Raw genomic sequence first — 21,969 nt, forward strand, 5'->3', positions numbered from 1 at the left:
GCTATTTTATGAAACAGCACTTTCGCGGTCGGATTCTCATTTAATAACGTATTGACCTTATCATAATTTCTATTCGCATCGCTTTTGTTCCCGTTTCTGATGTGATACGCATAGAAAAGAGAATATAGCACACTGCTTTTTAAGTCAATGTAGTTTTTATCTATGCCTTTGCTGTCTTTGTAAAAGTTATCGACTCGCTCTTCGTAGTCTAGGATGGTTTGAAACTGGTTTTTTTGCTTTCCGGGATTTTACTGTGCGATTTGATCAAATCAAAATAGTAATACCACAGTACGGGAGATGGTTTTTTATCAAAACCTCGTTCATGTATTTGTTGGTGATATCCATTTGATCTTTTTGCGGCAGTGTGGCAATCACCTCAAGGAGAAAGTCAATAAAGGTAAGATTTCTTTCTTATTTATTACCTATTTGCCAATAGTTGTAGTTTTTGATGATGTAGCTGTTGTTAAAATCATTTTCATCATGGAAAGGATAAAACGGGTAGATTGAAATGGCACTGATGAGCTTGTTTTCTATCAGCCTGGCATCCAGATCGTTTTTGTAGGCATCAACATAGGCAATGCTGAGCGCACTCATCAGATAATCTAACTCATTGCTGATGAATGGATTTTTGTCTTTAATCTCCGTCACGCTATCGATGATCTTGTTAATGTGGTTTTCTACTCCGATGGGAGACATTCACTGCGATCCCGCTTTGATGCTTCTGGCGTTGATATCAATAAATAAGATATGTGCCAGTATTTCTATCTTTTCATCGTGATGTAATTCACTGTTGTTCACGATCTTTTTGAATAAATCGTTATACCATGCAATTTCAATTTCCGCCGCGTGTGCGTTTGCGTTCATGTACTCTGCTTTTATCGCGTAGTGTACCTCGGAAAGGGCATCCTGGGTGGAGAACGCCGTGATGATAACCGGCGATTTTATTTTGTTTTCTGATAGGCCAACGATCTCTTTTTTGGTCTTGCCTGACAAATAAATCGAGGGCAAGTGATAGCTTTTTGCTTCGGGTCGAATGAATTTAAACAGAGGGTTCTCGTGGGCTGAAACTTTTCTATGGATATCATCAATCGCCGTTATTAATTTTTCAGCGTTTTCATCTGTCGCATTGTTGACGTATTGCCCATCTTTCTCTGTATAAAAACCGGAGATCGTGAGCAATGACGGGGCAGGGTAAGGATCATAAAAGAGTGCAAAACAGCCAATGATAAACATCATGCACATTGACGTGATAGACCACTTTCCTGGTTTTCGCTTTTTGACGCGTTAACAGGCGCTGGTGATCGACACATAGAGCAACAATGAGACAGCTACCGCTGCTTTGTTATCATTCAAATAATAAAATATTGATGGATCTTTGAATAACGATAAAACAGACAGTATTGCCAGAAGAAATTCAATCACAGTTTTCACTGACTCAATTATTGTCATTGTTCTTTATGCATCCTTGGCTGAACATGAAATCCTGTTTATCAATACTTTATTTGCAGCTTAACAAACTCTACATGGCACTTCTACCTGAAAGAGAACCCGGCCGATACGTCAGTGCTCACCCATGGCGCTATCTATCCTTTCGATGGCAAGTATCGGTAATAACATCGTTTTCCCTATCCCATCCGGGCAACATTTTCGCTACACTCAGCGCTGGTAACAATAACCGCTGCTAGGTGTACGACATGCGTATGACAGGCAGCCTTTTGTGAGGGCAGATGATGAGTCAACAAAAATTGGGCGTACTGATGGTGAATCTGGGGACGCCCGAAGCCCCGACGCCGCAGGCGGTGAAACGCTATCTGGCACAGTTTCTTAGTGATAAACGCGTGGTGGATACACCGCGCTGGCTCTGGTGGCCGCTGTTGAATGGCGTGATCCTGCCTTTTCGTTCTCCATGTGTCGCCAAACTCTATCAGTCTATCTGGACGGTTGACGGTTCTCCGTTGTTGGCATTCAGTCGACGTCAAGAATGCGCGCTCTCCGCCCGTTTAGGCGACGATATTCCGGTGGCGCTTGGCATGAGCTATGGTTCGCCGAGCTTGTCGTCGGCGCTGGATAGCCTGTTGTCGCAAGGTGTCACTCAACTGGTGGTGCTGCCGCTCTATCCGCAATACTCCTGCTCTACCACCGGTGCGGTATGGGATGGGCTGGCCGATGCAATGCGCACGCGCCGCCAGGTGCCCGGTATCCGTTTTATCCGCGACTACGCGACGCACCCGGTCTATATCGATGCGCTAAAGCAGCGTGTGGAAGCGTCATTTGCGCTGCACGGCGTGCCAGATCGCTTAGTGATATCGTTCCATGGCATTCCGGTGCGTTATGCTACGGAGGGGGATGACTATCCTCTGCGCTGTCAGGCAACGGCACAGGCGCTGATTGCTGCATTGGGGCTGGCACCGGAACAGGCGCAAATGACCTTCCAATCACGTTTTGGCCGTGAACCCTGGCTCACCCCTTATACGGATGAAACCTTAAAGGGATTATCTGCGCAGGGGATCAAACACATTCAGGTTATTTGCCCTGGGTTTGCAGCCGATTGTCTGGAAACGTTGGAAGAGATTCAGGAACAGAACCGGGAGATTTTCCTGCATGCTGGGGGTGCACAGTTTGCTTATATTCCGGCGTTAAATGATGATGCGCGGCACATTGATTTGTTTGAAGCGCTGGTGCGTGACGAGTCGTTAAAACAGGACAGATAAAAGGGCGCAGCGGGGCTACCGCTGCGCATCGGTATCAAATCGGGCACTCTTTTAGTTCTTCAGCTTTTACCTGCCCAAGCTGTAGTAGGGTAATCATGCTGTTGGCGATTTCGCGTTCACCCATCACCACCTGATTGGCACCGTGTTCGGTGATATAGCTGACTTCATCGTCATAATGTGCGCGCGCAATGATCTCCAGATCCGGGCGTTTTTCACGCGCTGTCGCAACGATTTCTCCTGCCTCATAGCCGTTAGGAATGGTCAGCAGCAGCCAGCGGGCGCAATCCAACCGAGCCAGCTCCATGATTTCCACTTTAGTGGCGTTCCCCAGTACGGCCTTGATGCCTTGTTCGCGCAGAGCATCCACCCGCGCACGCGAATTCTCGATGACCACAATAGGAATGCCTTCCTGATGCAGTTTGGCACCGATCAGGCTGCCAACGCGGCCATAACCGACCAATAGCGCGTGATTACACATATCAACCGGAATTTGCTTCTCTTCTTCGATGGCTTCTTCCACAATCTGCTCATCAATGGTCTCTGTTTTCTCCAGATAGCGTTCTAGCAGAGTAAAAAGCAGCGGGTTGATCATAATCGACAGAATCGCCCCTGCCAGCACCAGATTGCGCCCCTGCTCAGACAAGAGCCCGAGCACAACGCCCAGACCTGCCAGGATAAAAGCGAACTCGCCAATTTGCGCCAGGCTGGTCGAGATTGTCAGTGCGGTACGCTTGGAATGGCCGAACAGCCGTACCAGCACAAAAGCGGCCGCTGATTTACCGAACACGATAATAGCCAGCGTAATAATGACGGCCATTGGCTCGTTCACCAGAATCATCGGATCGAACAGCATGCCCACCGAAACAAAAAACAGTACGGCAAAAGCGTCACGCAGTGGCAGCGTATCGTGGGCGGCGCGTTGACTGAGTTCTGATTCGTTTAGCACCACACCCGCAAAGAAGGCACCCAGTGCGAATGAAACATCAAACAGCTTCACGGCACCGAAAGCGATACCGAGTGCCATCGCCAATACGGCCAGGGTAAACAGTTCCCGTGAGCCCGTAGCGGCGCTTTTTGCCAGCACCCAGGGCACCAGGCGACGACCCACCACAATCATCAGCGTGATAAAGGCAACCACTTTACCGATGGTCCAGGCCAGGTCACGAATCAGCTTACCGGTATCAGCATGCTCAGCGCCTATCATGTCACGGAACGCGGGCAGCAATACCAGCGTCAACACCATCGCCAAATCTTCTACGATCAGCCAGCCAATGGCGATTTGTCCGCGCTGGCTGTCAATCAGTTGCCGTTCTTCCAATGCGCGCAGCAGCACTACGGTACTGGCAGTGGATAAGCACAGCCCAAACACCAACCCGCTTGCCAGACTCCAGCCGAGCAGGGTGGAAAGGCCCATCCCTAGCAGCGTGGCAACGGCGATTTGTGCAATGGCACCGGGAATAGCGATGGATTTCACCGCCATCAGATCTTTAAGCGAGAAATGCAGACCGACACCAAACATTAGCAGAATAACCCCAAGTTCAGCCAATTCAGGTGCTAACGCGGTATCCGCGACAAAACCTGGGGTAAACGGCCCCACCAGAACCCCTGCGACCAGATAGCCGACTAAAGGGGAAATGCGTAGTCGATTGGCCAGAATCCCAAGTAAGAACGCGAGGACCAGCCCTACGGCAATGGTGGATATTAGTGGTGTGGTTGCATGCATCCCGACTCCTTTTGCCATTGTTGAAAAACGTTCATGAGCAGACTTCTTGAACAAATTCTATTTCATTTGAAGAAATCCTGCTTGGGAAAATGAGGGTATTCTAGTAAAAATCTTAGTTTACTTATTGAATCTAAGTCTAACATAGATTTCATGATGCTTTCGTCAGATAAGCATTGATAAACCAACGTTATTGCTCTCATGAAGATACTTTCTCATGTCTGTTATGCTGCATTTTCATCCTGTGTGCTGAGGGGAACCGGTTTCTCTGCGCTAAAAACCTTAGAATAGCGGGGGTAAATGACATAAATACAACAGAATCAAATGAACTGACCATTTTCATCAGCTTTCTCTTGTGATTCATGCGCGCAATGCCGGTTTTTCTTGTGATACAGGTAACAGGGTACAAATGAAATCGAGCGTTGAGTAAAAGTGCGCTATTCTGGAGGGAGATCTCAATCTGCGCGTACCTGACTAAGACCAGGACGGGCAGAGGGCTGCTATCGCATTATTTTAACAAGGGTTGTTTACTTAACGGAGAATTTCCATGCATTCTGCAACGAAAGCGTTGGGACGTGCTATTGCGATGTCGCTGGTTTTTACCTCGGCAGGGGCGTTGGCGTGGGAAAAAGATAAAACCTATGACATCACCATCCTCCACACCAACGATCACCACGGCCATTTCTGGCATAACGAATACAGCGAATATGGGTTGGCAGCGCAAAAAACGCTGGTGGATCAGATTCGTCAGGAGGTAGCAGCTAAAGGCGGCAGCGTGCTGCTGCTGCTGCTGCTGTCCGGCGGGGATATCAACACCGGGGTGCATGAATCTGAGTTGCAGGATGCAGAGCCCGATTTTCGTGGCATGAATATGGTGGGCTATGATGCCATGGCGCTTGGCAACCATGAGTTTGATAATCCGCTCTCGGTACTGCGGCAGCAAGAAAAGTGGGCAACATTCCCGCTCCTGTCTGACAACATCTATCAAAAGAGTACACAACAGCGTCTGTTCAAACCCTATGCGCTATTTGATAAGCAAGGTATCAAGATTGCGGTTATCGGCCTGACCACTGATGACACGGCAAAATTGGGTAACCCGGAATTTTTCACCGACATCGAGTTTCGCAAGCCGTCAACGGAAGTGAAATCGGTGGTCGATCAACTGCGTAGCACCGAAAAGCCGACGTGATTATCGCTGCAACCCATATGGGACACTATGACGATGGACAGCACGGCTCCAATGCGCCAGGAGATGTCGAAATGGCGCGCAGCCTGCCGGCAGGCTATCTGGACATGATTGTGGGTGGTCACTCACAAGACCCGGTCTGTATGGCGAGTGAAAACAAGAAACAGGTGGATTATGTGCCGGGTACACCCTGTGCGCCGGATCGGCAAAATGGTACCTGGATCGTGCAGGCTTACGAATGGGGTAAATATGTTGGACGCGCTGATTTCACGTTCAAAAATGGCACGCTGACGCTGGCCCATTACCAGCTTATTCCAGTCAACCTGAAGAAAAAGGTGGAGAAGACCGGTGGTGGTACCGAACGCGTCTATTATATCCAGGAGATCAAACAGGATGATGGCGTGGTAAAAATGCTGACGCCGTTCCAGGAAAAAAGTCAGGCACAGCTAGATGTGAAGGTGGGAAGCGTTAATGGCACGCTGGATGGCGATCGCAAACAGGTGCGCTTTTATCAAACCAATCTGGGACATCTGCTGTTATCCGCCCAGCGCGAACGCGCCAATGCGGATTTTGCCGTGATGAGCGGCGGTGGGATACGCGACTCCATTCAGCCCGGTGATATCACCTATAAAACGGTGCTGAAAGTGCAACCGTTCGCCAATACCTTGGTTTATGTCGATATGAAAGGCAGCGAGGTTGAGAAATACCTGGCTGCGGTGGCGAACAAGAAAGTGGATTCCGGTGCCTACGCCCAATTCCTGAACGTCAGCCTGGTGGCCGATGGACAAGGCGTTCAGGATGTGAAAATCAAGGGTGAACCGTTGCATGCGGATAAAACCTATCGTATGGCCACGCTGAACTTCAATGCGATGGGCGGTGATGGTTATCCGCGTCTGGATGAATTGCCGACTTACGTCAACACCGGTTTTGTCGATGCCGAGGTGCTGAAGCAGTATATCGAGCAGCATTCACCGCTTGATGCCGCGGCCTATGCGCCAAAAGGTGAAATCCAATACCGTTGATGAAATGGTCGCGCTAATATTAAAGAGGGCTTGCAGATAGGTAAGCCCTCTTTTTTTATGACTATTGCTTATCAATTACGAAGTGCTCTTTTGTGATGGACGTAACAGTTAAATGTTAGCGATAATATTTTTAGCGCGCTCAGTATCACAAACGTGATCTGTTGTTTTTTATTGAAAATCCTTTAATATTTTATTAAAATATATTTTCAATATAGAGTGTTGGAATGAAGACGGGGTTTGTTTTGTCATTGCTTGGCGCATGTATTGCGGTCAGTTCTCAGGCGGGTGCCGCAGCCTTACCTGTCGTTGTCACTTTTACCGATAATGGCAAAGTGTGCGATGTCACGTAATATGGCGCGGAAGGTCATCGCTTGCAAATTGCACTGAATACGGATTCATTCCAACGCGCTATCGATGATTGTGCGGCCGCAGGCGGCGGTACGGTGCTGGTGCCGGAAGGTAACTATCTGGTCAACCCACTGTTCCTGAAAAGCAATGTGCGTCTTAACCTGGCGAAGAATGCCACCATTGTGGCTTCGACAGAAGAAGCAGCCTATCGTGCCACGGAGCAGACCAAATACGCCGAGGCGGAAAATGGCTGGTTGCCGTTTATCAGCGTTGCTGATGCCAAGAACGTTGCTATCACCGGTGAAGGTACCATTGATGGACAAGGTGCCGTGTGGTGGGAGCGCTGGCGTGCCAATATCCGTGCCACGGGTAAGAAAGGCGGCACCGATCGCCCGCGTTTGATCTACATCACCCGTTCCAGCAACGTGCTGGTGGATGGCGTTACCCTGACTCACTCACCGAGTTTCCATGTGGTGATGCGTTACGCGCATGACGTTAACGTCAACAACACAAAAATTCTGTCGCCTTGGCATGCACCGAATACCGATGCCATCGATCCTATCGACAGCCAGAACATTCGTATCACCAATAACTTTATCGACGGTAACGACGACTATATTGCCATCAAGGCAGAGAAGCCCGATGAGCGTTTCCCTGAAGGCGTTGTCGACAATATCTACATTGCGAACAACGTATTGCGTCAAGAGCGCGGTATTTATATCGGCAGCGAGACCTCCGGCGGTGTGAACAACGTGCTGGTGGAAAATAACCAGTTCGAAGGTTCGATGTACGGTATTCGTATCAAGACGCTGCGCGGTAAAGGCGGTGAGGTGAAAAACATCACTTATCGCAACACCAAAATGATCGATGTTAATATTCCGCTGGTGTTTGCTGGCTACTACAAGGCGGCTCCCATTGTGCAAGCCGAAGTGGACAAACTGCTGTCAGAAGGCGGTTTCACCATGGGTGAACAAATTTACCCGCCAGATACCGATGCCAAACAGCCGTTTGATAAATATAAGACGCCGCATTTTAGCAATGTGACGATCGAGAACCTGGAATCAACCGGCAGCTGCGTACATCATTGGTGTACCCGAAGCACCCTTGAGCGGTTTCCATTTTGACAACGTGCGTATCGATGCCGATCAGGGGATCCGCCTGCGTAATGCTGAAAAGGCTTAACCCTCAACGTGAAGCAAGGGCCGACGCTGTTGGTCGAAAAAGGGGCTAAGATCGATTAATTACCCGTTCTGAAGCGGTGGCAGGGGACGCACTGGCCGTGGAGTCCTCTGCCATCAGCTTCTTTTACGCTTCATACTTCACGCCGTGGCTGCGTTGGCCACGCTCAGTCACCCGAATCACTTACTTGAGTAAGTTAATCGGGATTCCTTCGCTAATCCCGTTTGGCAATATCACTAAATGACGCTTTCAGCAGTTTCGCTAAATCGGTGGGCGCAAGCCCGATATCCAGTCCGCGCTTGCCGCCGGAAACGTAGATCACTGGGAAGTGCTGCGCCGGTTCATCGATGGCGGTTGGCAGCAATTTTTTCTGTCCCAACGGGCTGATGCCGCCTACCAGATAGCCCGCAACACGCTGAGCCAGCATCGGGTCGGCCATATCGGCTTTTTTGGCACCAAAGGCTCGCGCCACCTTCTTTAAATCCAACTGCCCGGAGACTGGGGTGATGGCAACGGCTAAGTGTTTGGCATCGCCATTCAGTGATACCAGCAGGGTTTTGTACACCTGCTCTTTATTCAACCCCAGCTTACGTGCGGCTTCTTCGCCAAAATTGGTTTCGTTTGGGTCATGGTCGTAGCTGTGAAGTTGGAAAGCGACCTTATTTTTTTCCAAAAGTTTTACTGCGGGTGTCATGGTGCTCGTTCCTTAATCAATCCCGTCGTTATTGCTTTGCATTAACAGGTTGTAGCAGGGAAGGCAGGCTATTGTCGCCGTACAGATGCAATGCACCGACAGCCACGACATACTGTCCGCTCGGCAGTGCTTGTAACTGATCACGCCAGCGGGTATTGCGCTGACGCATCAATATCTCGGACAAGGCGCTGCTGAACGTCGCCGGAATAGCGGCAGCGGATTTTGCAGGCGGTCCTTCCAGCCACCAGCCGGTCATCACCTGAAGCAGGCGCGCATTAACGTGCCAGTGATCCAATGTATCTTCCAGCAATGCTACACCCCCCTGCGGCAATTGTCGCAGCATGGCGAGTTGTTCCTGCTGACCTTCAAGTTCAATCACCGGAATGTTTGCCGCTTTGGCGGCCCGAATCAATTGATAATCGATGCCATATTGAGGACGTAAGCCGAGCGATTGCGCTTGCATCGCCTGGAGCGTCAGCGCCGCGTGCCAGGCGGGCAGATGCTCAAAGCGGTTCAGGTTAAGCGCCAGTGCCTCACAGTGCTGCTGGAACTGCTGATAGCGTTCTGGATCCAGACGCTCCGCCAGCGGAATTGGCTCATACTCTTCTTGCAACGGCGACCCCATATCGGAGATATCGGCTTCTACCACCAGTGCAGTAGACTGCTGCAATTGTTGCAGCAACTCCTCCGGCAACGGAGACATGGCTTCTCTGCCCATATGGATACTGCCCACCAAATGCAGGCGTCCGCCGTTTGTCAGCGACATATCCAGTGCGGGATAGTCATAGGTGACCGGGGAAATTAATCTCAACCAAGTGGCCAGTTGGCGCAGTAACGTCATGATTTATCTCCATCAACCACAAACGCTCATGCTAACCGCTTGTGCCGCGCGAGGATACTTCCATTAGGATGAAAAATCCCCAACCGTGTTACCGTTGGGGATAGTCGGGAAGGGCGGTTAAATCTTGAGGGTGCGAACGTGTAACGTAATGCCGTCAACGGCAATCACTTCTACGGTAGTGCCGACGGGCAGGGCTTCATCGGCCTTGATCCGCCAGGTGCTGTCTCAAATTCTGGCACGGCCGATGCCATCCTCAACCGCTTGGGTGACAGTGGCACTCCCCCCTATCAGTTGCCGACTGCGTTGGTTCAGCAGTGTAGCATCTGCTATCCGGCGTGAACGGCTGCGCAGCCAGTACCACCACAGCAGTGCGATGATGATGGTCAGCACGGCAAACAGCGTTCCCTGCCACGCCCAAGGCAGCGGTAATACCCAGGTTAACAAACCAATGATAACGGCAGACACGCCGCTCCACAGTAAATAACCGCTGGCCCCAAGCATCTCAGCCGCCAGTAACAGACCACCAAGAGAGAGCCACACCCAGTGGGCATTCTCAGCCAGCAGTTCAACGTCCATTCTGGCTCCGGGCGTTTCCGCTATCTTTAATCAATTCGGCGATACCGCCGATAGCGCCCATCAGATTACTAGCATCCAGCGGCATCATGATAACTTTGCTGTTGTCGGCAGAACCAATCTCTTTCAATGCATCGGTATATTTTTGTGCCACAAAGTAGTTGATGGCCTGAATATTACCGGAGGCAATAGCATCAGAGACCATCTGGGTGGCGCGTGCTTCTGCTTCTGCGGCTCTTTCACGGGCTTCTGCTTCCAGAAACGCCGATTGACGCTCCCCTTCTGCTTTCAAAATTTGTGACTGCTTTTCACCTTCCGCTTTGAGAATGACAGCCTGACGCACCCCTTCCGCTTCAAGAATGTCGGCACGTTTGGTTCGTTCGGCTTTCATCTGGGCGTTCATGGAGGCGATCAGTTCGGCGGGTGGGCGCACATCGCGGATCTCTATACGGGTGATTTTTACGCCCCATGGGCCAGTGGCTTCATCGACAATATGCAGCAGGCGGGTGTTGATGCTGTCACGCTGCGACAGCATTTCATCCAGTTCCATAGAACCCAGCACGGTACGGATGTTGGTCATAGTCAGGTTTTTGATCGCCAATTCGAGCGAACTGACCTCATAAGCCGCACGTGCCGATTCCACTACCTGAATAAAGCAGATGGCATCAATCGTCACGTTGGCGTTGTCTTTGGAAATCACTTCCTGGGAGGGAATCTCAAGAACCTGCTCCATCATATTGATTTTACGGCCAATGCGATCCATGAACGGTACCACCAGGTTTAACCCCGGCATTAGTGTCTTGGTGTAGCGGCCAAAGCGTTCTACGGTCCACTGATAGCCTTGCGGCACGATCTTGATTCCTGACCATACAATAACCAGCGCAACAAATATCAATACGGGAATGACACTCAGCATGGTTTTCACCTCCAAAGGTAGTTTTAAAAATAATTTATTGAAATAAAACTATATTTTTCTTCATCCTGAAAAGGCTATTCTAGCGCTGTCGGTGTATAAAGCCCATCTTTTCGCAGGCGTAATCGCGCATTGTCATTGGCGTATTATCTGAAAATAGCAAAAACGAGAGGTGAGGCAAGCAGGGGCGCGAATACGCCCCGGCAAGAGGCTGGATTAAAAGGTGGTCCAGTTATCGTTTGAGGACGTTGTGGTGGAACCTGTACTTGCAGCAGCCAGTAACGGTGTTTTAGTTGCTGCTGTGGTGGGCGCTACGGTCGTTGAGGCGGTGGGAGTAATGACAAACACGGCGACGGCATCCGTCAGGCGTTGCGCTTGATTTTGAAGAGATTGTGCGGCCGCAGAGACTTCTTCCACCAGCGATGCGTTTTGCTGTGTTGATGCATCAAGCTACCCGACACCAATGTTGACCTGATCGATCCCGACGCTTTGTTCTCGGCTGGAGTGAGCAATTTCAGACATAATGCTGCTCATGTGAGAGGCGTTGGCGCTCAGGTTTTTCATTGATGTTTCGGCACCTTCCACCAGTTCCATCCCTTGTTGTGTGGTGTGCACGGCATCGTCGATCAGCGCTTTGATCTCTTTTGCGGCGGCGGCACCACGCTGCGCGCCGTCACGAATGACAGCGTCAGGCTGATAACGACGCCTGCGAGAATAATGCATAGCAGTATGATGCGAATGCTGCTGTAACTTTGATTCACCGTTTTGGTCCGCTTGCCACATGCGGTATTCGGCTTTGCTGATGAACTGTGAGATATCTTTTTTGAGCGCGGTGCCCAGAGGCCAGGTGACTTCAAGCGCTTGATGGCGTAAGTCCTGACGGTTTTTCGCCAGATTCAGCAGCGTGTCGCTGGCCTCGGCAAACTTGCTATAGTCCTGTTTGATGGTATTTAACGCAGCGGTGAGTTCAGCATCGTCCTGGACATAATTACTGAGCGTCTTAATATGTTTAACAATAACGCTGCGGTCTTTTTTGATTTGTTCAACCGTAGTATTGATGTTATTTTCATCATTTTCTGCGGTCAGGGCAAAGAATGCGGATTGGCTAATAAAGACGTTATTTAGACTGCTCATGACATTGTTGGAGAGCATCACGGTAGGGTAATTTTTCTTTACTACGGCGTCGATGTGCTCATGGAAGCTTTTAAGCCCGCCAAAGGCTAATATACCAAAATAATCAGGATAAACAGGCTGATGATAGCGCCAGGCGCGTGGCGATTTTCAGATCTGAAAATTTCATTATCTTCCTTTTATAAGAATTATATACCCTAAATAATTCGAGTTGCAGGAAGGCGGCAAGTGAATGAATCCCGATGAGCTGACACTGGTCAGTGATTCGGGTGAGCGAACGCAGCCAACACACCTGCAACTTGAAGTATGACGGGTATAACAATGTGGTCCTTCTTTCCGCTGCGGGCAGAGCAGGCAAGAATAACTGCCGTAACAGCACGATGGAGGCTAGCTCAGTATATAAGTAAAATTATGCGGAGATTTAGACCGTTTTTATCCTAAAAAAGGGTTTAAATAATAAGAGTGAGATAAACCTTTTCAATTTATTATATTCACGCTGATAAATACAAAATGGAAATAATATACCAACTAAACTATTTGCTGTTATTGTGCCTCATCCGTGGCGGTGGGAGTGCCACTTCGCCCTAGTCTGCTTTTCCTGCCGCTTCCAGCTTTCTGGCCTTTTGAGACCATTGCGCTGCAATATCGCTGTTTTTTTCTACGCCAAGCCCTTGGGAGTACATCCACCATAAATTGATATGGGAGTGATAATCACCTTTTTCAGCCGCTTCTGTGTAGATTTTAATGGCTTTAGTGTAATTGACCTACATCCCCTTGTCCTTTTCGTACATAAACCCAAGCGCCCTCATGGCATCCAGATTTCTTTGCGCAGAAGATTTCTCATACCAATATCTGGCTTTTTCATAATCAATATTTTGTGTGCCGCCATCATCATAAGCACTTCCTAACACATATTGCTCAGCGGCGTCAGGCGTATTGTTATCGCAAGCCGACAACAGAAAGCAGGCGAGTGCCAGCACAACAAACTGATTCATCCTTAACGCCATTTACAGCACCTTTATTACTCTTTGTCGTTGAAACCACGGGCATGCCTACCCGAATGAATATTATCAGCAAACTACTGCGTCCTTAAGAGGGAGCATGCTCCAAAGCCTATCAACCGATAGTGACACTTCCTCCGCCAATTAACGCGCCACCGCAGCTAACGGTGTCCCCTGTGCGTGCGGCGGGCTTGCCGTCAATAAAGACGATGGATGAACCGCCGCTGATGGTTCGGCTATGTCCGTGGGGAGCCAGAGGATCGCCTTGTCGAGCCAATGGAAGACCATCAACCTTGACGGTTGATGACCCTGTAACGACGGAGGTTGGCGGATGGCTACCGTGCCCGGTATCGTTATCGCCTATTTTGACGGCGTTTCCCATTATTTATTCCTCATTAACGTTTATTCCAGGTGTATTTATTGGATCGGGTGTTGATCGGTTCTTGGCTGCTTGACGCGGTAGTCATCCACTATCGGGGCCCAGGCCATTCCCTGCGGTACTGGGTATTGTTTAAACAACGCACCATATTCTTTGTCGAACGCATCGATACCATATTGTCTGGAGAGCGGCACTTTTTATCATACCAGTCATCCGTGACCTCTTCGGCAATGCCTCGGGCTAGCAAAATATCCGGACTCGCTCCATGTTCCCATCCCATTAAAACAACTTCATAGTAGCCACCTGGAGCCAGACCAAAATAAATACGGTTACGGCGATCATCACGCCCTTCAACGTGATAAACAGTTGTTATCTGTTGCGCTAAATCAGCAGGCAAATCCACCTTGATACGATAGCGTTTTCGATCGTGCAAGGAGACCATTTCTATCAACGGCTTGTCAGGTACAGGAACGCTGTTGGTTGGAAACCCCCCGCCGCCAGCCCAGTAGTAACGTTGCCCGCTAATTCGATCGCTCAAGAGGCCACCTGTACCGCCGCCAGAACCTTGGTCGGAATAGACAAGTTTCCCATTTTGATAAAATTCAGTTCGTGTATTGCTCGTGATGTCAATATTACTACCTGTGCCATAACGCCAACTGACAGGGCTCGATGTCTTTGGGCTGGAGCAGGCCACCAGAGAAAGACTGAGCCCGATAAGTATAATCAGAGACCTGAACATTATACCTCCTGATTGCCGATGATATGCCGCCGTTCCTTGCTGACGGAGGTTTCCCGTTGGTTGGTATTGGCCGGGTTGGCGCTCCCCTGATTTCTGGCGCTGTGGTGCACATAGTCACGGCGCAATGCCCGGTTGATACCTGGCACGGCGATTATTTAACAGGATACTGATCGGTTCTTGGCTGCTTGGCGCGGTAGTCATCCATTATCGGGGCCCAGGCCATTCCCTGCGGTACTGGGTATTGCTTAAATAACGCACCATATTCTTTGTCGAAACGCATCGATACCATATTGTCTGGAGAGCGGCACTTTTTTATCATACCAGTCATCTGTGACCTCTTCGGCAATGCCTCGGGTGAGCAGTCGGTCTGGTTTGACTAGTAACATGTTGCCCTTTAGCAGCACTTCATAATAGCCGCCCGGCGCTAACCCAAAATAAAGCCAATTCCGCTGATCGGTTCGCCCATTAATCTGATAACGTTGCTGTATTTGTTGCGTCAGGTCAGCAGGTAAATCCACCTTGATGCGATAGCGTTTGCGATCGTGGAAGGAGACCATTTCTATCACTGCCTTGTCAGGGACAGGGACGCCCGTTGTCGGTAATCCTCCCCCTCCTGCCCAGTAATATTTTCGTTCAATAATATCTTTATGCGGTGCTCCTGCATTGCACCCTACACCGGGGTAACTAAAAATTGTTTTACCCTGACGATAAAAGGTAGCCTGTGTTGTACAAAAACTGTCAATGTTGCTACCAGAACCATAACTCCAACTGACAGGGCTAGCTGTTTTTGGGCTAGAGCAGGCCACCAGAGAAAAACTGAGCCCGATAAATATAATCAGAGACCTGAACATCATACCTCCTGATTGCCGATGATATGCCGCCGTTCCTTGCTGACGGAGGTTTCCCGTTGGTTGGTATTGGCCGGATTGGCGATCCCCTGATTTCTGGCGCTGTGGTGTACATAATCACGGCGCAATGCCCGGTAAACGTCAGGCGATAACTGGCTCCCCAGGTTTTTCACCACCCCCTGTTCGGTGGCGGCCATCGCCCAGCGTTGATCTAATGCTGGAAGATTTGCCGCAGGCTGCCGGGCTGAAAGCGATTCAACTTGCAGCATCTTACTTTCTGGCTGCCACTCTTTAAATCGTACCCCCACAGCACGTCCCGCCTCCACCATCATATGCAGCGGAATGCGGGAGTATTCCCCTTCCACCACCCGACTCATCACCACGTCGACATAGACTGCTTTTTGTGGCCAGGGGTCATCCTTTCCGTGCCGGCGCATGTAGGCATAGGGGATCAGGCTGATGGCGCCCACCTGCGGTGTCGCGGTGCGCATCGATTGCGTACAAATGCGATCAACCCATCCCAAAGAGACCTTCTCCTCGGCATAGGCACGCGCCTGTTTGAAGACGCGGCTCTGTGTTTCTGGGGTGGACGTTTCTTCCTGACTCATAAAACGTTCCAGCTCAATGCATTCGATCAGCGCCGGATCGCTGTTCGGATTTGCCAGGCTCCAGCGGCTGTAATACCCGCCACCGATATCCGAATGGGCTCCTGGAAGAGCCAGTTCGGTAAAATGGGGCGGAATACGGGTGCCGATCGCCGTCGGGGTAATTCGTGTCAACGGAAAATGGTAGCAAACCTCATCCAGTGCCGTCAGTTGCACCACCCGTTCGGCGCAGTCATCCCGCAAGCGGGTCTTGACCCCTGGGTTATACGAGGAGGTAACCGTATCAAAAAGCCCTAAAAAGGCAATACGCACATCGTCCCGGCTGCGCCAGTCAAACCCGGCTTTGAGAGAGATAGTAGGTTCTTTCGCTACGGCCTGCACCAGCGGATGATCGTCCTGCTGGTCAATAACGTTAACAAAATGGCGCGCAGCCGCCGCCCCCCGGCTAAAGCCAAACACATCAAACACAATGCGGTGAATATATTCAATATCGGGTAATGTGTTTTCCAATTCTCTTCGAATTGCAGCCACAATCTCTTGGCCACAGGTCAGGTTCACTTTACCCACAATGGAGGTATCTTCCCCCAGAACGCTGAGATCCATTGCCAGTGCCAGCGTCACATCTGAACGGTATTCCGGACCCTCTTCACCGGGGACCGGATCGCGGGTACCAATCCCGCTGATATAACAATGCGCACTTAGTGTTTTGGCTCCAAAAAGGTATTGATCGTACAGCTTGCCCACATTGGTCTTATCGTTTGCTGCACTGTCACTGACCGGCAATTGCCCCATCTGACAGCCACGCAGCTCTTTCTCACGTTGCGCCGGGTCTGAACAGGTTTCTGCCAGCCACTGTTCCACCTTTTTCATGCCGGATTCGGCATTACTGGTGTTATTCCCGGTGCCATCGAAGAAAACGCCGATGAGCAACACATTGAGCGTATAGCCTTTTACCTCAATGACCTAGGAATGTTTGGTAAAGAAACGCGCCTCTCCCGCTTTACCTTCCTGATGCGCCTCAGGCAGTGGCTGCTCGGGGGCTGTCAGACACAGGTCGCCCGTGGTGACTTTCACGTGTTCACGCGGCGTTTTCTCATGCCCGCTGCGTTCTGCCGTATAAGCCGGTACGGTGCTCTGTCCCTGTTTGAGCGTTTCACGCGATTGCGCGGCCTTGAGCCAGGGGGGCGTCTCCAGTTTTACCGCTATGGGTCTGATGGCAAAACCGCGCACCAGCGTGGGCCCGTCTTTAAGCGTGACCGTCTGGGATTTGCCGGTCTCATCGGTCAATGTTGTCTTTAGCCCTTTAAAGGCGACATTGTGTTCATCCCGGATATCAACCTCGATCCAGTTATCGTAACGTTAACAAGGAATGCAATGCGGATCAGCGGCCATTAATTCACTCCCGTTAATTCAGCATACTGCGCCATCCAGTGGCGGATCTGTGCCAGTTGAGCTTCGGTCAACATCAGCGGCGCACGAATGCTTTCCAGCGGTAGCCCTGCCTGTACGGTCAGGGTGCCCGCCACCACACCATCGAGCACATCGTCCTGAAGCTTGTCGATATTGGCTTGTCTGAGCACCGGCAAAATCGTGCTGGCGGGATTCGGATGTCGCTCCATCATCGTTGTCATGGCCTGCCAAAAACGGCGACGAAGAATATAGGAGTGGCGATTTTCGTCATACAGCGCAGCAAGATGGTGTGAATGGATAGCAAACCAGGGGGTTTTCAAGAACGGAGGGCCGGGAGGGGTGGTATTACGCGCAAACGCGTGGCCGTCAATCCAGAGTCCAGAGCAGGGGCCCAGAATGGCATCCCGCTCGTTTGTCGTCATGGCGAGCAATACTGGCAAAAAAATACGTGGGTCAGCGAAACGAAATATGACGGCTTCCCCTTCCCGTATCACTTCGATCAGGCTTTGCCAGTGACGGCGAACAACCACGAGCGGCTGTTCGCTTACCAGATAAAATCCGCTTAACGCAGGTGAGCCCGAAACAAACTCAGGCGAAAGTGCAGATAGTAGCCAGGGCCCCAGCGCGGCTTGATCGCCAAATGCGGTACCGGCAAACAGAAGGAGAGGCTTCCCCGTCACTGAGTTCATAGAACCGGGCTACCGCTGAGCGATCTGCGGCACCGTCGACGATGGCAAACAGGTTTCCACTCTGCTGCGTTTGCCACTCACTCACCTTCATGCGTCACCTCCCGTGGATAGTGGGCAAGGCTTGGAAAGGGGAGCCATGGACACCATGCTCTTATGAATTGCCGGGGCAGGCAAGGTAGCGGGCGGGGTGGAGGGCACCGCAACACCGCCCGGGAGTTCGGGGCTTTGCCCTGCCCAGCCAGAGCCGCTGCCAGCACTTCCTCCGGAGTTCATCTTGATGGAAGGGCCCACGACCGTCACCCCGCTGGGGTCAATCTTCACAAAGCTGCCGCCGACTTTCAGGGTTAGCTCCGCACCAGCCTCAAGCACCATTTTTGCCCCGGATTTCACGTGCACTTCCTGGCCTGCTTCGATCAGCAAAGCCTGCCCCAGCTTTTGGTGCATCGAGGCATCCACCGTCAGTAAATGATCGCCTGTAACCTGAATGCGCATCTCGTTCTCTACGGTCAGGTGTTCGTTGGCTTTAATCCGGGTGATGCGGTTGTTATCAATGTCCGCATGGGCATCGTGCCTGATATGCCAGATAATATCGTTCTCAATGCACGCGTTAAGATCCTTTTGTCCGTGCAGATAGATCTCCTTCTGTCCGGTCTGATCCTCAAAACGCAGTTCATTGAATACCTCTCACTGATGCGTTTCGGTACGCAACACGGTACGGGTTTTGTGGATCGGCAGGTCATAAGGAGGGCGCTGGGTAGCATGGTAGGTTCTGCCCGTTACGTGGGCTGATCGGGGTCCCCTTCAAGAAAACTGACGATAACCTCATGACCAATACGCGGGATGGCGATCATGCCATACTGACCACCTGCCCAGCCCTGACTTACCCGCACCCAGCACGAACTTTGGTCATCGCTGAAACCGTATCTGTCCCACGGGAATTGCAGTTTCACCCGGCCGTGTTCATCACAGTAGATTTCTTCCCCGGCAGGACCAACCACCGTGGCGATTTGCGGGCCATCCATCATCGGTTTATAGGGCAAGACAGCACGCCAGGTGGTGTTGGCATTAATCACTTCAAAGCTGTTGGTGTAGGTGGTGGGCTCACCGCCGCTTTCTTCTTCCAGTGCCTGCGGTTGTTGCCCCTTATGGGTAATGGCCACCAGTTGCCAGTAGGTGTTAAGTGCAGGATGAGGGTGCTCGGTGAGCGAGAAACGGCAGCCCGGCATCAGTGCCGCTGCATTGGATTCAGCTGTGCCTGTCATAGCGCCAGCACGTAATGCATCCAGCCGATAGCCCGTTAATGCTTTACCACTTGGGTCTTGCTTAAACCGTCCAGGATAGTCGAAGTGTTGGTAGCTTTCCTGCTGGTGCGCCAGATCGCCGCTTCTTTTTTTGTGTGATAGTCTATACGCGGATGTTTTGAAGCTGTAGTCCTTCAGTTCCACCTCTGTGGTGCTGACGGATTCGGCATAGCGAAAACGCCGAACATATTCCCCTTCGCTCAGCCCCTTTACCGCAAGGTTGAAAAACAGCTCAGGGCCTGCTGTCAGCGCTCCGGCGTCATCGGCAAATACCACACGGTGTTTGCCTGCTTCAAACTCGTGAAAGAAGTACATCCCTTCCTCTGCCGCCAGCCGGGTGATAAACGCCAGATCGGTTTCCCGGTATTGCACACAGTATTCGCGTGGGGCATGCTCGTCGCGTAGCGCAAAGGCGTAATCAGTGATTCCCGCTTCTTGTAGCAGGATGCTGATGATCTCGTGCGGTTTCTGCGACTGAAAGATACGCGCATTGGTACGTAAACTCAGTCGCCATAGGGCAGGGTGCACTTGTATCTGATAACGCGTGCGGCGAAAACCGGTATCTCCCTGGGCAAAGGTGCTGACTATCCCATTTATCCGTCGCTGTAGGTTTCCTTGGTACCAGATGTACAACTCGCAGGAGTGGTCGAGGACATCACCAAAGTCGATATCCGGCTGAAGGCTCGCCAGATTTAACAACAGGGAAAACGGCTAATTTAATGCCTCGTTGAGCTGAAAATCCACCACGGCAAAGGTGGATTCTGGCAGTCCGCCGACCTTGACCGTGAACTGCAATCCTGTGCTGTTTGCCAACGTTGTTCCCCTTGTTCCCTGTGATGAGCGCCGTGTCTGCGCTCAGGTCTGGGGGATCAGAACTCAGGGCAGAACGGTACAGAAAACCCGGCACTGGGCCGGGTTAATACCGTTGTCGATTTAGACATATTTTTTCGAGAGATAAGCAAAAACCATGCCGTTTTTTAATTAATTGTTTTTATTGATAATTATTTTATTACTGAGGTGCAAATGTCAATTCTGAGCAAGAAGTTGCGCAAACCTCGTGAATCATTTGCAAACATTGCGCAGAAAGTGATTTATGCCAGGAAGTGAGCAAGAAATTGCGCAGAGTGCGCATTTATTCTGAAGGGTTAACGCGCTGGACTCATGATCGTCACGGCATCCCGCATTTTAGCAACGGGGTATACCGAACGCTCACAGCTCCAACTCAATATCATTCACAGGCATGCAGCAGCACGGCAAAATTTCGTCTTGCTGTACACAGGCAAGGGGCGTTTGGCGATAGGCGACACGACCTTTCACCAGCCGTAAGCGGCAGGCACCGCAATAGCCCGAGCGGCACTGATATTCCACCGGCACGTGGTGTTGTTCCAGCACGTCGAGTAACGAGGTGGCGCTGTCGTTGTTGGCAAGCTGCGCGCCCGAGACGCGCAGTGTGATGGTTGAGGTGCTCATCGGCTTAGAGCTGGAAGTCACTCAGGTCATCGGCGTTGATTTCAGAATCAATTTGGCCGACCAGATAAGAACTCACTTCCACTTCTTGCGGAGCAACCTGCACGTTGTCAGAGACCAGCCAGGCGTTAATCCACGGGATCGGGTTAGTGCGCGTTTGGAACGGCAAGGGCAGCCCTACCGCTTGCATGCGGATATTGGTGATGTATTCAACGTACTGGCAGAGAATATCTTTGTTCAGGCCAATCATCGAGCCGTCGCGGAACAGGTATTCCGCCCACTCTTTCTCCTGCTGCGCCGCCAGCACAAACAGGTCGTAGCATTCCTGTTGGCACTCTTCGGCGATTTGTACCATTTCCGGATCGTCCTGGCCGGAACGCATCAGATTCAGCATATGCTGGGTACCGGTCAGGTGCAGTGCTTCATCGCGGGCGATCAGTTTGATGATTTTGGCATTGCCTTCCATCAGTTCGCGTTCGGCAAAGGCGAATGAGCAGGCGAAACTGACATAAAAACGGATGGCTTCCAGCGCGTTAACGCTCATCAGGCACAGATAAAGCTGTTTCTTCAAAGCATGCAGATTAACGGTGACCGTTTTACCGTTCACCTGATGTGTGCCTTCCCCCAGCAGGTGGTAATAGCTGGTCAGTTCGATCAGATCGTCATAGAAAGAAGAGATGTCTTTTGCACGTTTCAGAATCTCTTCATTGGTGACGATATCATCGAACACCAGTGCCGGATCGTTGGCAATATTGCGGATGATATGGGTATAGGAACGGGAATGGATGGTTTCTGAAAATGCCCAGGTTTCTATCCAGGTTTCCAACTCAGAGATGGAGATCAGCGGTAACAATGCGACGTTCGGGCTGCGTCCTTGAATAGAGTCCAGCAGCGTTTGATATTTCAGATTGCTGATGAAGATGTGCTTTTCATGTTCCGGTAGCGCCTGATAGTCAATGCGATCGCGAGATACATCCACCTCTTCCGGACGCCAGAAAAAGGAGAGCTGTTTCTCGATCAGCTTCTCGAATATTTCATACTTTTGCTGATCGTAACGCGCTACGTTAACGGACTGACCAAAGAACATCGGTTCCAGAAGCTGATCGTTTTTATTCTGTGAGAAGGTGGTATAAGCCATAGGGCTGTATCTCCAAAAAGGGACAGGAGGCGTTTAACCGCCTCCTGAAAAAACTTACGTAAACAATACTCTAT

20 protein-coding genes and 4 pseudogenes are annotated in these 21,969 nt (G+C 50.8%); 3 read left to right on the forward strand and 21 right to left on the reverse strand.

Going from position 1 to position 21,969, the window contains the following annotated elements:
* Positions 1–411 precede the first annotated feature (411 nt).
* Both CS369_RS04005 and CS369_RS04010 read right to left on the reverse strand, forming a co-directional pair.
* Positions 412–696: a hypothetical protein gene (locus tag CS369_RS04005; protein ID WP_196906093.1), complete on the reverse strand. Its 285-nt coding sequence runs from the start codon at positions 694–696 to the stop codon at positions 412–414.
* Complete coding sequence (locus tag CS369_RS04010) at positions 697–1,236, reverse strand: hypothetical protein (protein WP_196906095.1); 540 nt, start codon at positions 1,234–1,236, stop codon at positions 697–699.
* A gap of 494 nt (positions 1,237–1,730) precedes the next feature.
* Here CS369_RS04010 and hemH point away from each other — a divergent pair, with 494 nt between their 5' ends.
* The gene (gene hemH, locus CS369_RS04015; protein WP_196906118.1) at positions 1,731–2,711 is read left to right on the forward strand and encodes a ferrochelatase; all 981 of its coding nucleotides are present in this window, start codon (positions 1,731–1,733) and stop codon (positions 2,709–2,711) included.
* A 34-nt stretch (positions 2,712–2,745) separates the two neighbouring features.
* On the opposite strand, the gene ybaL is transcribed toward hemH, so the two are convergent.
* A complete protein-coding gene (gene ybaL / locus CS369_RS04020) occupies positions 2,746–4,434 on the reverse strand; it encodes a YbaL family putative K(+) efflux transporter (protein WP_196906097.1) in 1,689 nt (562 codons plus the stop codon).
* A gap of 544 nt (positions 4,435–4,978) precedes the next feature.
* Between ybaL and ushA the strand changes: the two are divergent.
* Positions 4,979–6,639 (forward strand): annotated as a pseudogene (ushA, locus tag CS369_RS04025) (bifunctional UDP-sugar hydrolase/5'-nucleotidase UshA).
* Between the two features lie 224 nt (positions 6,640–6,863).
* Positions 6,864–8,228 (forward strand): annotated as a pseudogene (locus CS369_RS04030) (glycoside hydrolase family 28 protein).
* A 152-nt stretch (positions 8,229–8,380) separates the two neighbouring features.
* Here the strand turns inward: CS369_RS04030 and ybaK are convergent.
* The 18 genes and pseudogenes from ybaK to nrdB all read right to left on the reverse strand — a co-directional run bounded on the left by ybaK (position 8,381) and on the right by nrdB (position 21,895).
* Entirely contained in the window at positions 8,381–8,860 is a 480-nt protein-coding gene (gene ybaK, locus CS369_RS04035; protein ID WP_196906098.1) for a Cys-tRNA(Pro)/Cys-tRNA(Cys) deacylase YbaK, read from the reverse strand.
* Positions 8,861–8,888: 28 nt separating this feature from the next.
* Complete coding sequence (locus CS369_RS04040) at positions 8,889–9,704, reverse strand: TraB/GumN family protein (RefSeq protein WP_196906119.1); 816 nt, start codon at positions 9,702–9,704, stop codon at positions 8,889–8,891.
* Positions 9,705–9,818: 114 nt separating this feature from the next.
* Positions 9,819–10,277: pseudogene (locus CS369_RS04045) on the reverse strand (NfeD family protein).
* Positions 10,267–11,190 carry an SPFH domain-containing protein gene (locus CS369_RS04050; protein ID WP_196906099.1) on the reverse strand — a complete coding sequence of 308 codons (924 nt, stop codon included), beginning with the start codon at positions 11,188–11,190 and terminating at the stop codon, positions 10,267–10,269. The pseudogene CS369_RS04045 and the gene CS369_RS04050 overlap by 11 nt, the downstream one beginning before the upstream one ends.
* A 213-nt stretch (positions 11,191–11,403) precedes the next feature.
* Positions 11,404–11,604: a hypothetical protein gene (locus CS369_RS04055; protein ID WP_196906100.1), complete on the reverse strand. Its 201-nt coding sequence runs from the start codon at positions 11,602–11,604 to the stop codon at positions 11,404–11,406.
* 33 nt (positions 11,605–11,637) lie between these two features.
* Positions 11,638–12,321 (reverse strand): methyl-accepting chemotaxis protein, encoded by a 684-nt coding sequence (locus tag CS369_RS04060; protein WP_196906101.1) that lies wholly within the window; start codon positions 12,319–12,321, stop codon positions 11,638–11,640.
* Positions 12,322–12,902: 581 nt separating this feature from the next.
* On the reverse strand, positions 12,903–13,001 hold the full coding sequence (locus CS369_RS25035) for a hypothetical protein (protein ID WP_374191028.1): 99 nt from the start codon (positions 12,999–13,001) through the stop codon (positions 12,903–12,905).
* A gap of 81 nt (positions 13,002–13,082) precedes the next feature.
* A complete protein-coding gene (locus CS369_RS04065) occupies positions 13,083–13,313 on the reverse strand; it encodes an SEL1-like repeat protein (RefSeq protein ID WP_196906102.1) in 231 nt (76 codons plus the stop codon).
* 121 nt (positions 13,314–13,434) lie between these two features.
* Complete coding sequence (locus CS369_RS04070) at positions 13,435–13,701, reverse strand: type VI secretion system PAAR protein (RefSeq protein WP_196906103.1); 267 nt, start codon at positions 13,699–13,701, stop codon at positions 13,435–13,437.
* 88 nt (positions 13,702–13,789) lie between these two features.
* Positions 13,790–14,437: a DUF2931 family protein gene (locus CS369_RS04075; protein WP_244664757.1), complete on the reverse strand. Its 648-nt coding sequence runs from the start codon at positions 14,435–14,437 to the stop codon at positions 13,790–13,792.
* The gene (locus CS369_RS04080; RefSeq protein ID WP_196906104.1) at positions 14,437–14,583 is read right to left on the reverse strand and encodes a hypothetical protein; all 147 of its coding nucleotides are present in this window, start codon (positions 14,581–14,583) and stop codon (positions 14,437–14,439) included. Before CS369_RS04080 ends, CS369_RS04075 begins: the two co-directional genes overlap by 1 nt.
* A 99-nt stretch (positions 14,584–14,682) precedes the next feature.
* Positions 14,683–15,288: a DUF2931 family protein gene (locus tag CS369_RS04085; protein WP_244664758.1), complete on the reverse strand. Its 606-nt coding sequence runs from the start codon at positions 15,286–15,288 to the stop codon at positions 14,683–14,685.
* The gene (locus CS369_RS04090) at positions 15,288–16,823 is read right to left on the reverse strand and encodes a DUF2235 domain-containing protein (RefSeq protein WP_244664759.1); all 1,536 of its coding nucleotides are present in this window, start codon (positions 16,821–16,823) and stop codon (positions 15,288–15,290) included. Before CS369_RS04090 ends, CS369_RS04085 begins: the two co-directional genes overlap by 1 nt.
* A 30-nt stretch (positions 16,824–16,853) precedes the next feature.
* Positions 16,854–17,177, reverse strand: coding sequence for a hypothetical protein (locus tag CS369_RS22970; protein ID WP_244664760.1), 324 nt, complete (start codon positions 17,175–17,177; stop codon positions 16,854–16,856).
* Positions 17,178–17,281: 104 nt separating this feature from the next.
* A complete protein-coding gene (locus tag CS369_RS04095) occupies positions 17,282–17,989 on the reverse strand; it encodes a DUF4123 domain-containing protein (protein WP_244664761.1) in 708 nt (235 codons plus the stop codon).
* An 87-nt stretch (positions 17,990–18,076) separates the two neighbouring features.
* A pseudogene (locus tag CS369_RS04100) lies at positions 18,077–20,103 on the reverse strand (type VI secretion system tip protein VgrG).
* 396 nt (positions 20,104–20,499) lie between these two features.
* Positions 20,500–20,760, reverse strand: a complete 261-nt coding sequence (gene yfaE / locus CS369_RS04105; protein ID WP_196906105.1) for a class I ribonucleotide reductase maintenance protein YfaE — start codon at positions 20,758–20,760, stop codon at positions 20,500–20,502.
* Positions 20,761–20,764: 4 nt separating this feature from the next.
* A complete protein-coding gene (gene nrdB, locus CS369_RS04110; protein WP_196906106.1) occupies positions 20,765–21,895 on the reverse strand; it encodes a class Ia ribonucleoside-diphosphate reductase subunit beta in 1,131 nt (376 codons plus the stop codon).
* Positions 21,896–21,969: the final 74 nt, after the last annotated feature.

The sequence above is a fragment of the Candidatus Symbiopectobacterium sp. 'North America' genome, assembly GCF_015762685.1.
In the GTDB taxonomy this organism is placed as follows: Bacteria; Pseudomonadota; Gammaproteobacteria; order Enterobacterales; family Enterobacteriaceae; genus Symbiopectobacterium.

Coding starts and splice junctions, on each gene's coding strand:
- CS369_RS04005 (WP_196906093.1), bottom strand. CDS start 696: ATGTCTCCCATCGGAGTAGAAAACCACATTAACAAGATCATCGATAGC.
- CS369_RS04010 (WP_196906095.1), bottom strand. CDS start 1,236: ATGATGTTTATCATTGGCTGTTTTGCACTCTTTTATGATCCTTACCCT.
- hemH (WP_196906118.1), top strand. CDS start 1,731: ATGAGTCAACAAAAATTGGGCGTACTGATGGTGAATCTGGGGACGCCC.
- ybaL (WP_196906097.1), bottom strand. CDS start 4,434: ATGCATGCAACCACACCACTAATATCCACCATTGCCGTAGGGCTGGTC.
- ybaK (WP_196906098.1), bottom strand. CDS start 8,860: ATGACACCCGCAGTAAAACTTTTGGAAAAAAATAAGGTCGCTTTCCAA.
- CS369_RS04050 (WP_196906099.1), bottom strand. CDS start 11,190: ATGCTGAGTGTCATTCCCGTATTGATATTTGTTGCGCTGGTTATTGTA.
- CS369_RS04060 (WP_196906101.1), bottom strand. CDS start 12,321: ATGAGCAGTCTAAATAACGTCTTTATTAGCCAATCCGCATTCTTTGCC.
- CS369_RS25035 (WP_374191028.1), bottom strand. CDS start 13,001: ATGTACTCCCAAGGGCTTGGCGTAGAAAAAAACAGCGATATTGCAGCG.
- CS369_RS04065 (WP_196906102.1), bottom strand. CDS start 13,313: ATGAATCAGTTTGTTGTGCTGGCACTCGCCTGCTTTCTGTTGTCGGCT.
- CS369_RS04070 (WP_196906103.1), bottom strand. CDS start 13,701: ATGGGAAACGCCGTCAAAATAGGCGATAACGATACCGGGCACGGTAGC.
- CS369_RS04075 (WP_244664757.1), bottom strand. CDS start 14,437: ATGTTCAGGTCTCTGATTATACTTATCGGGCTCAGTCTTTCTCTGGTG.
- CS369_RS04085 (WP_244664758.1), bottom strand. CDS start 15,288: ATGTTCAGGTCTCTGATTATATTTATCGGGCTCAGTTTTTCTCTGGTG.
- CS369_RS04095 (WP_244664761.1), bottom strand. CDS start 17,989: ATGAACTCAGTGACGGGGAAGCCTCTCCTTCTGTTTGCCGGTACCGCA.
- yfaE (WP_196906105.1), bottom strand. CDS start 20,760: ATGAGCACCTCAACCATCACACTGCGCGTCTCGGGCGCGCAGCTTGCC.
- nrdB (WP_196906106.1), bottom strand. CDS start 21,895: ATGGCTTATACCACCTTCTCACAGAATAAAAACGATCAGCTTCTGGAA.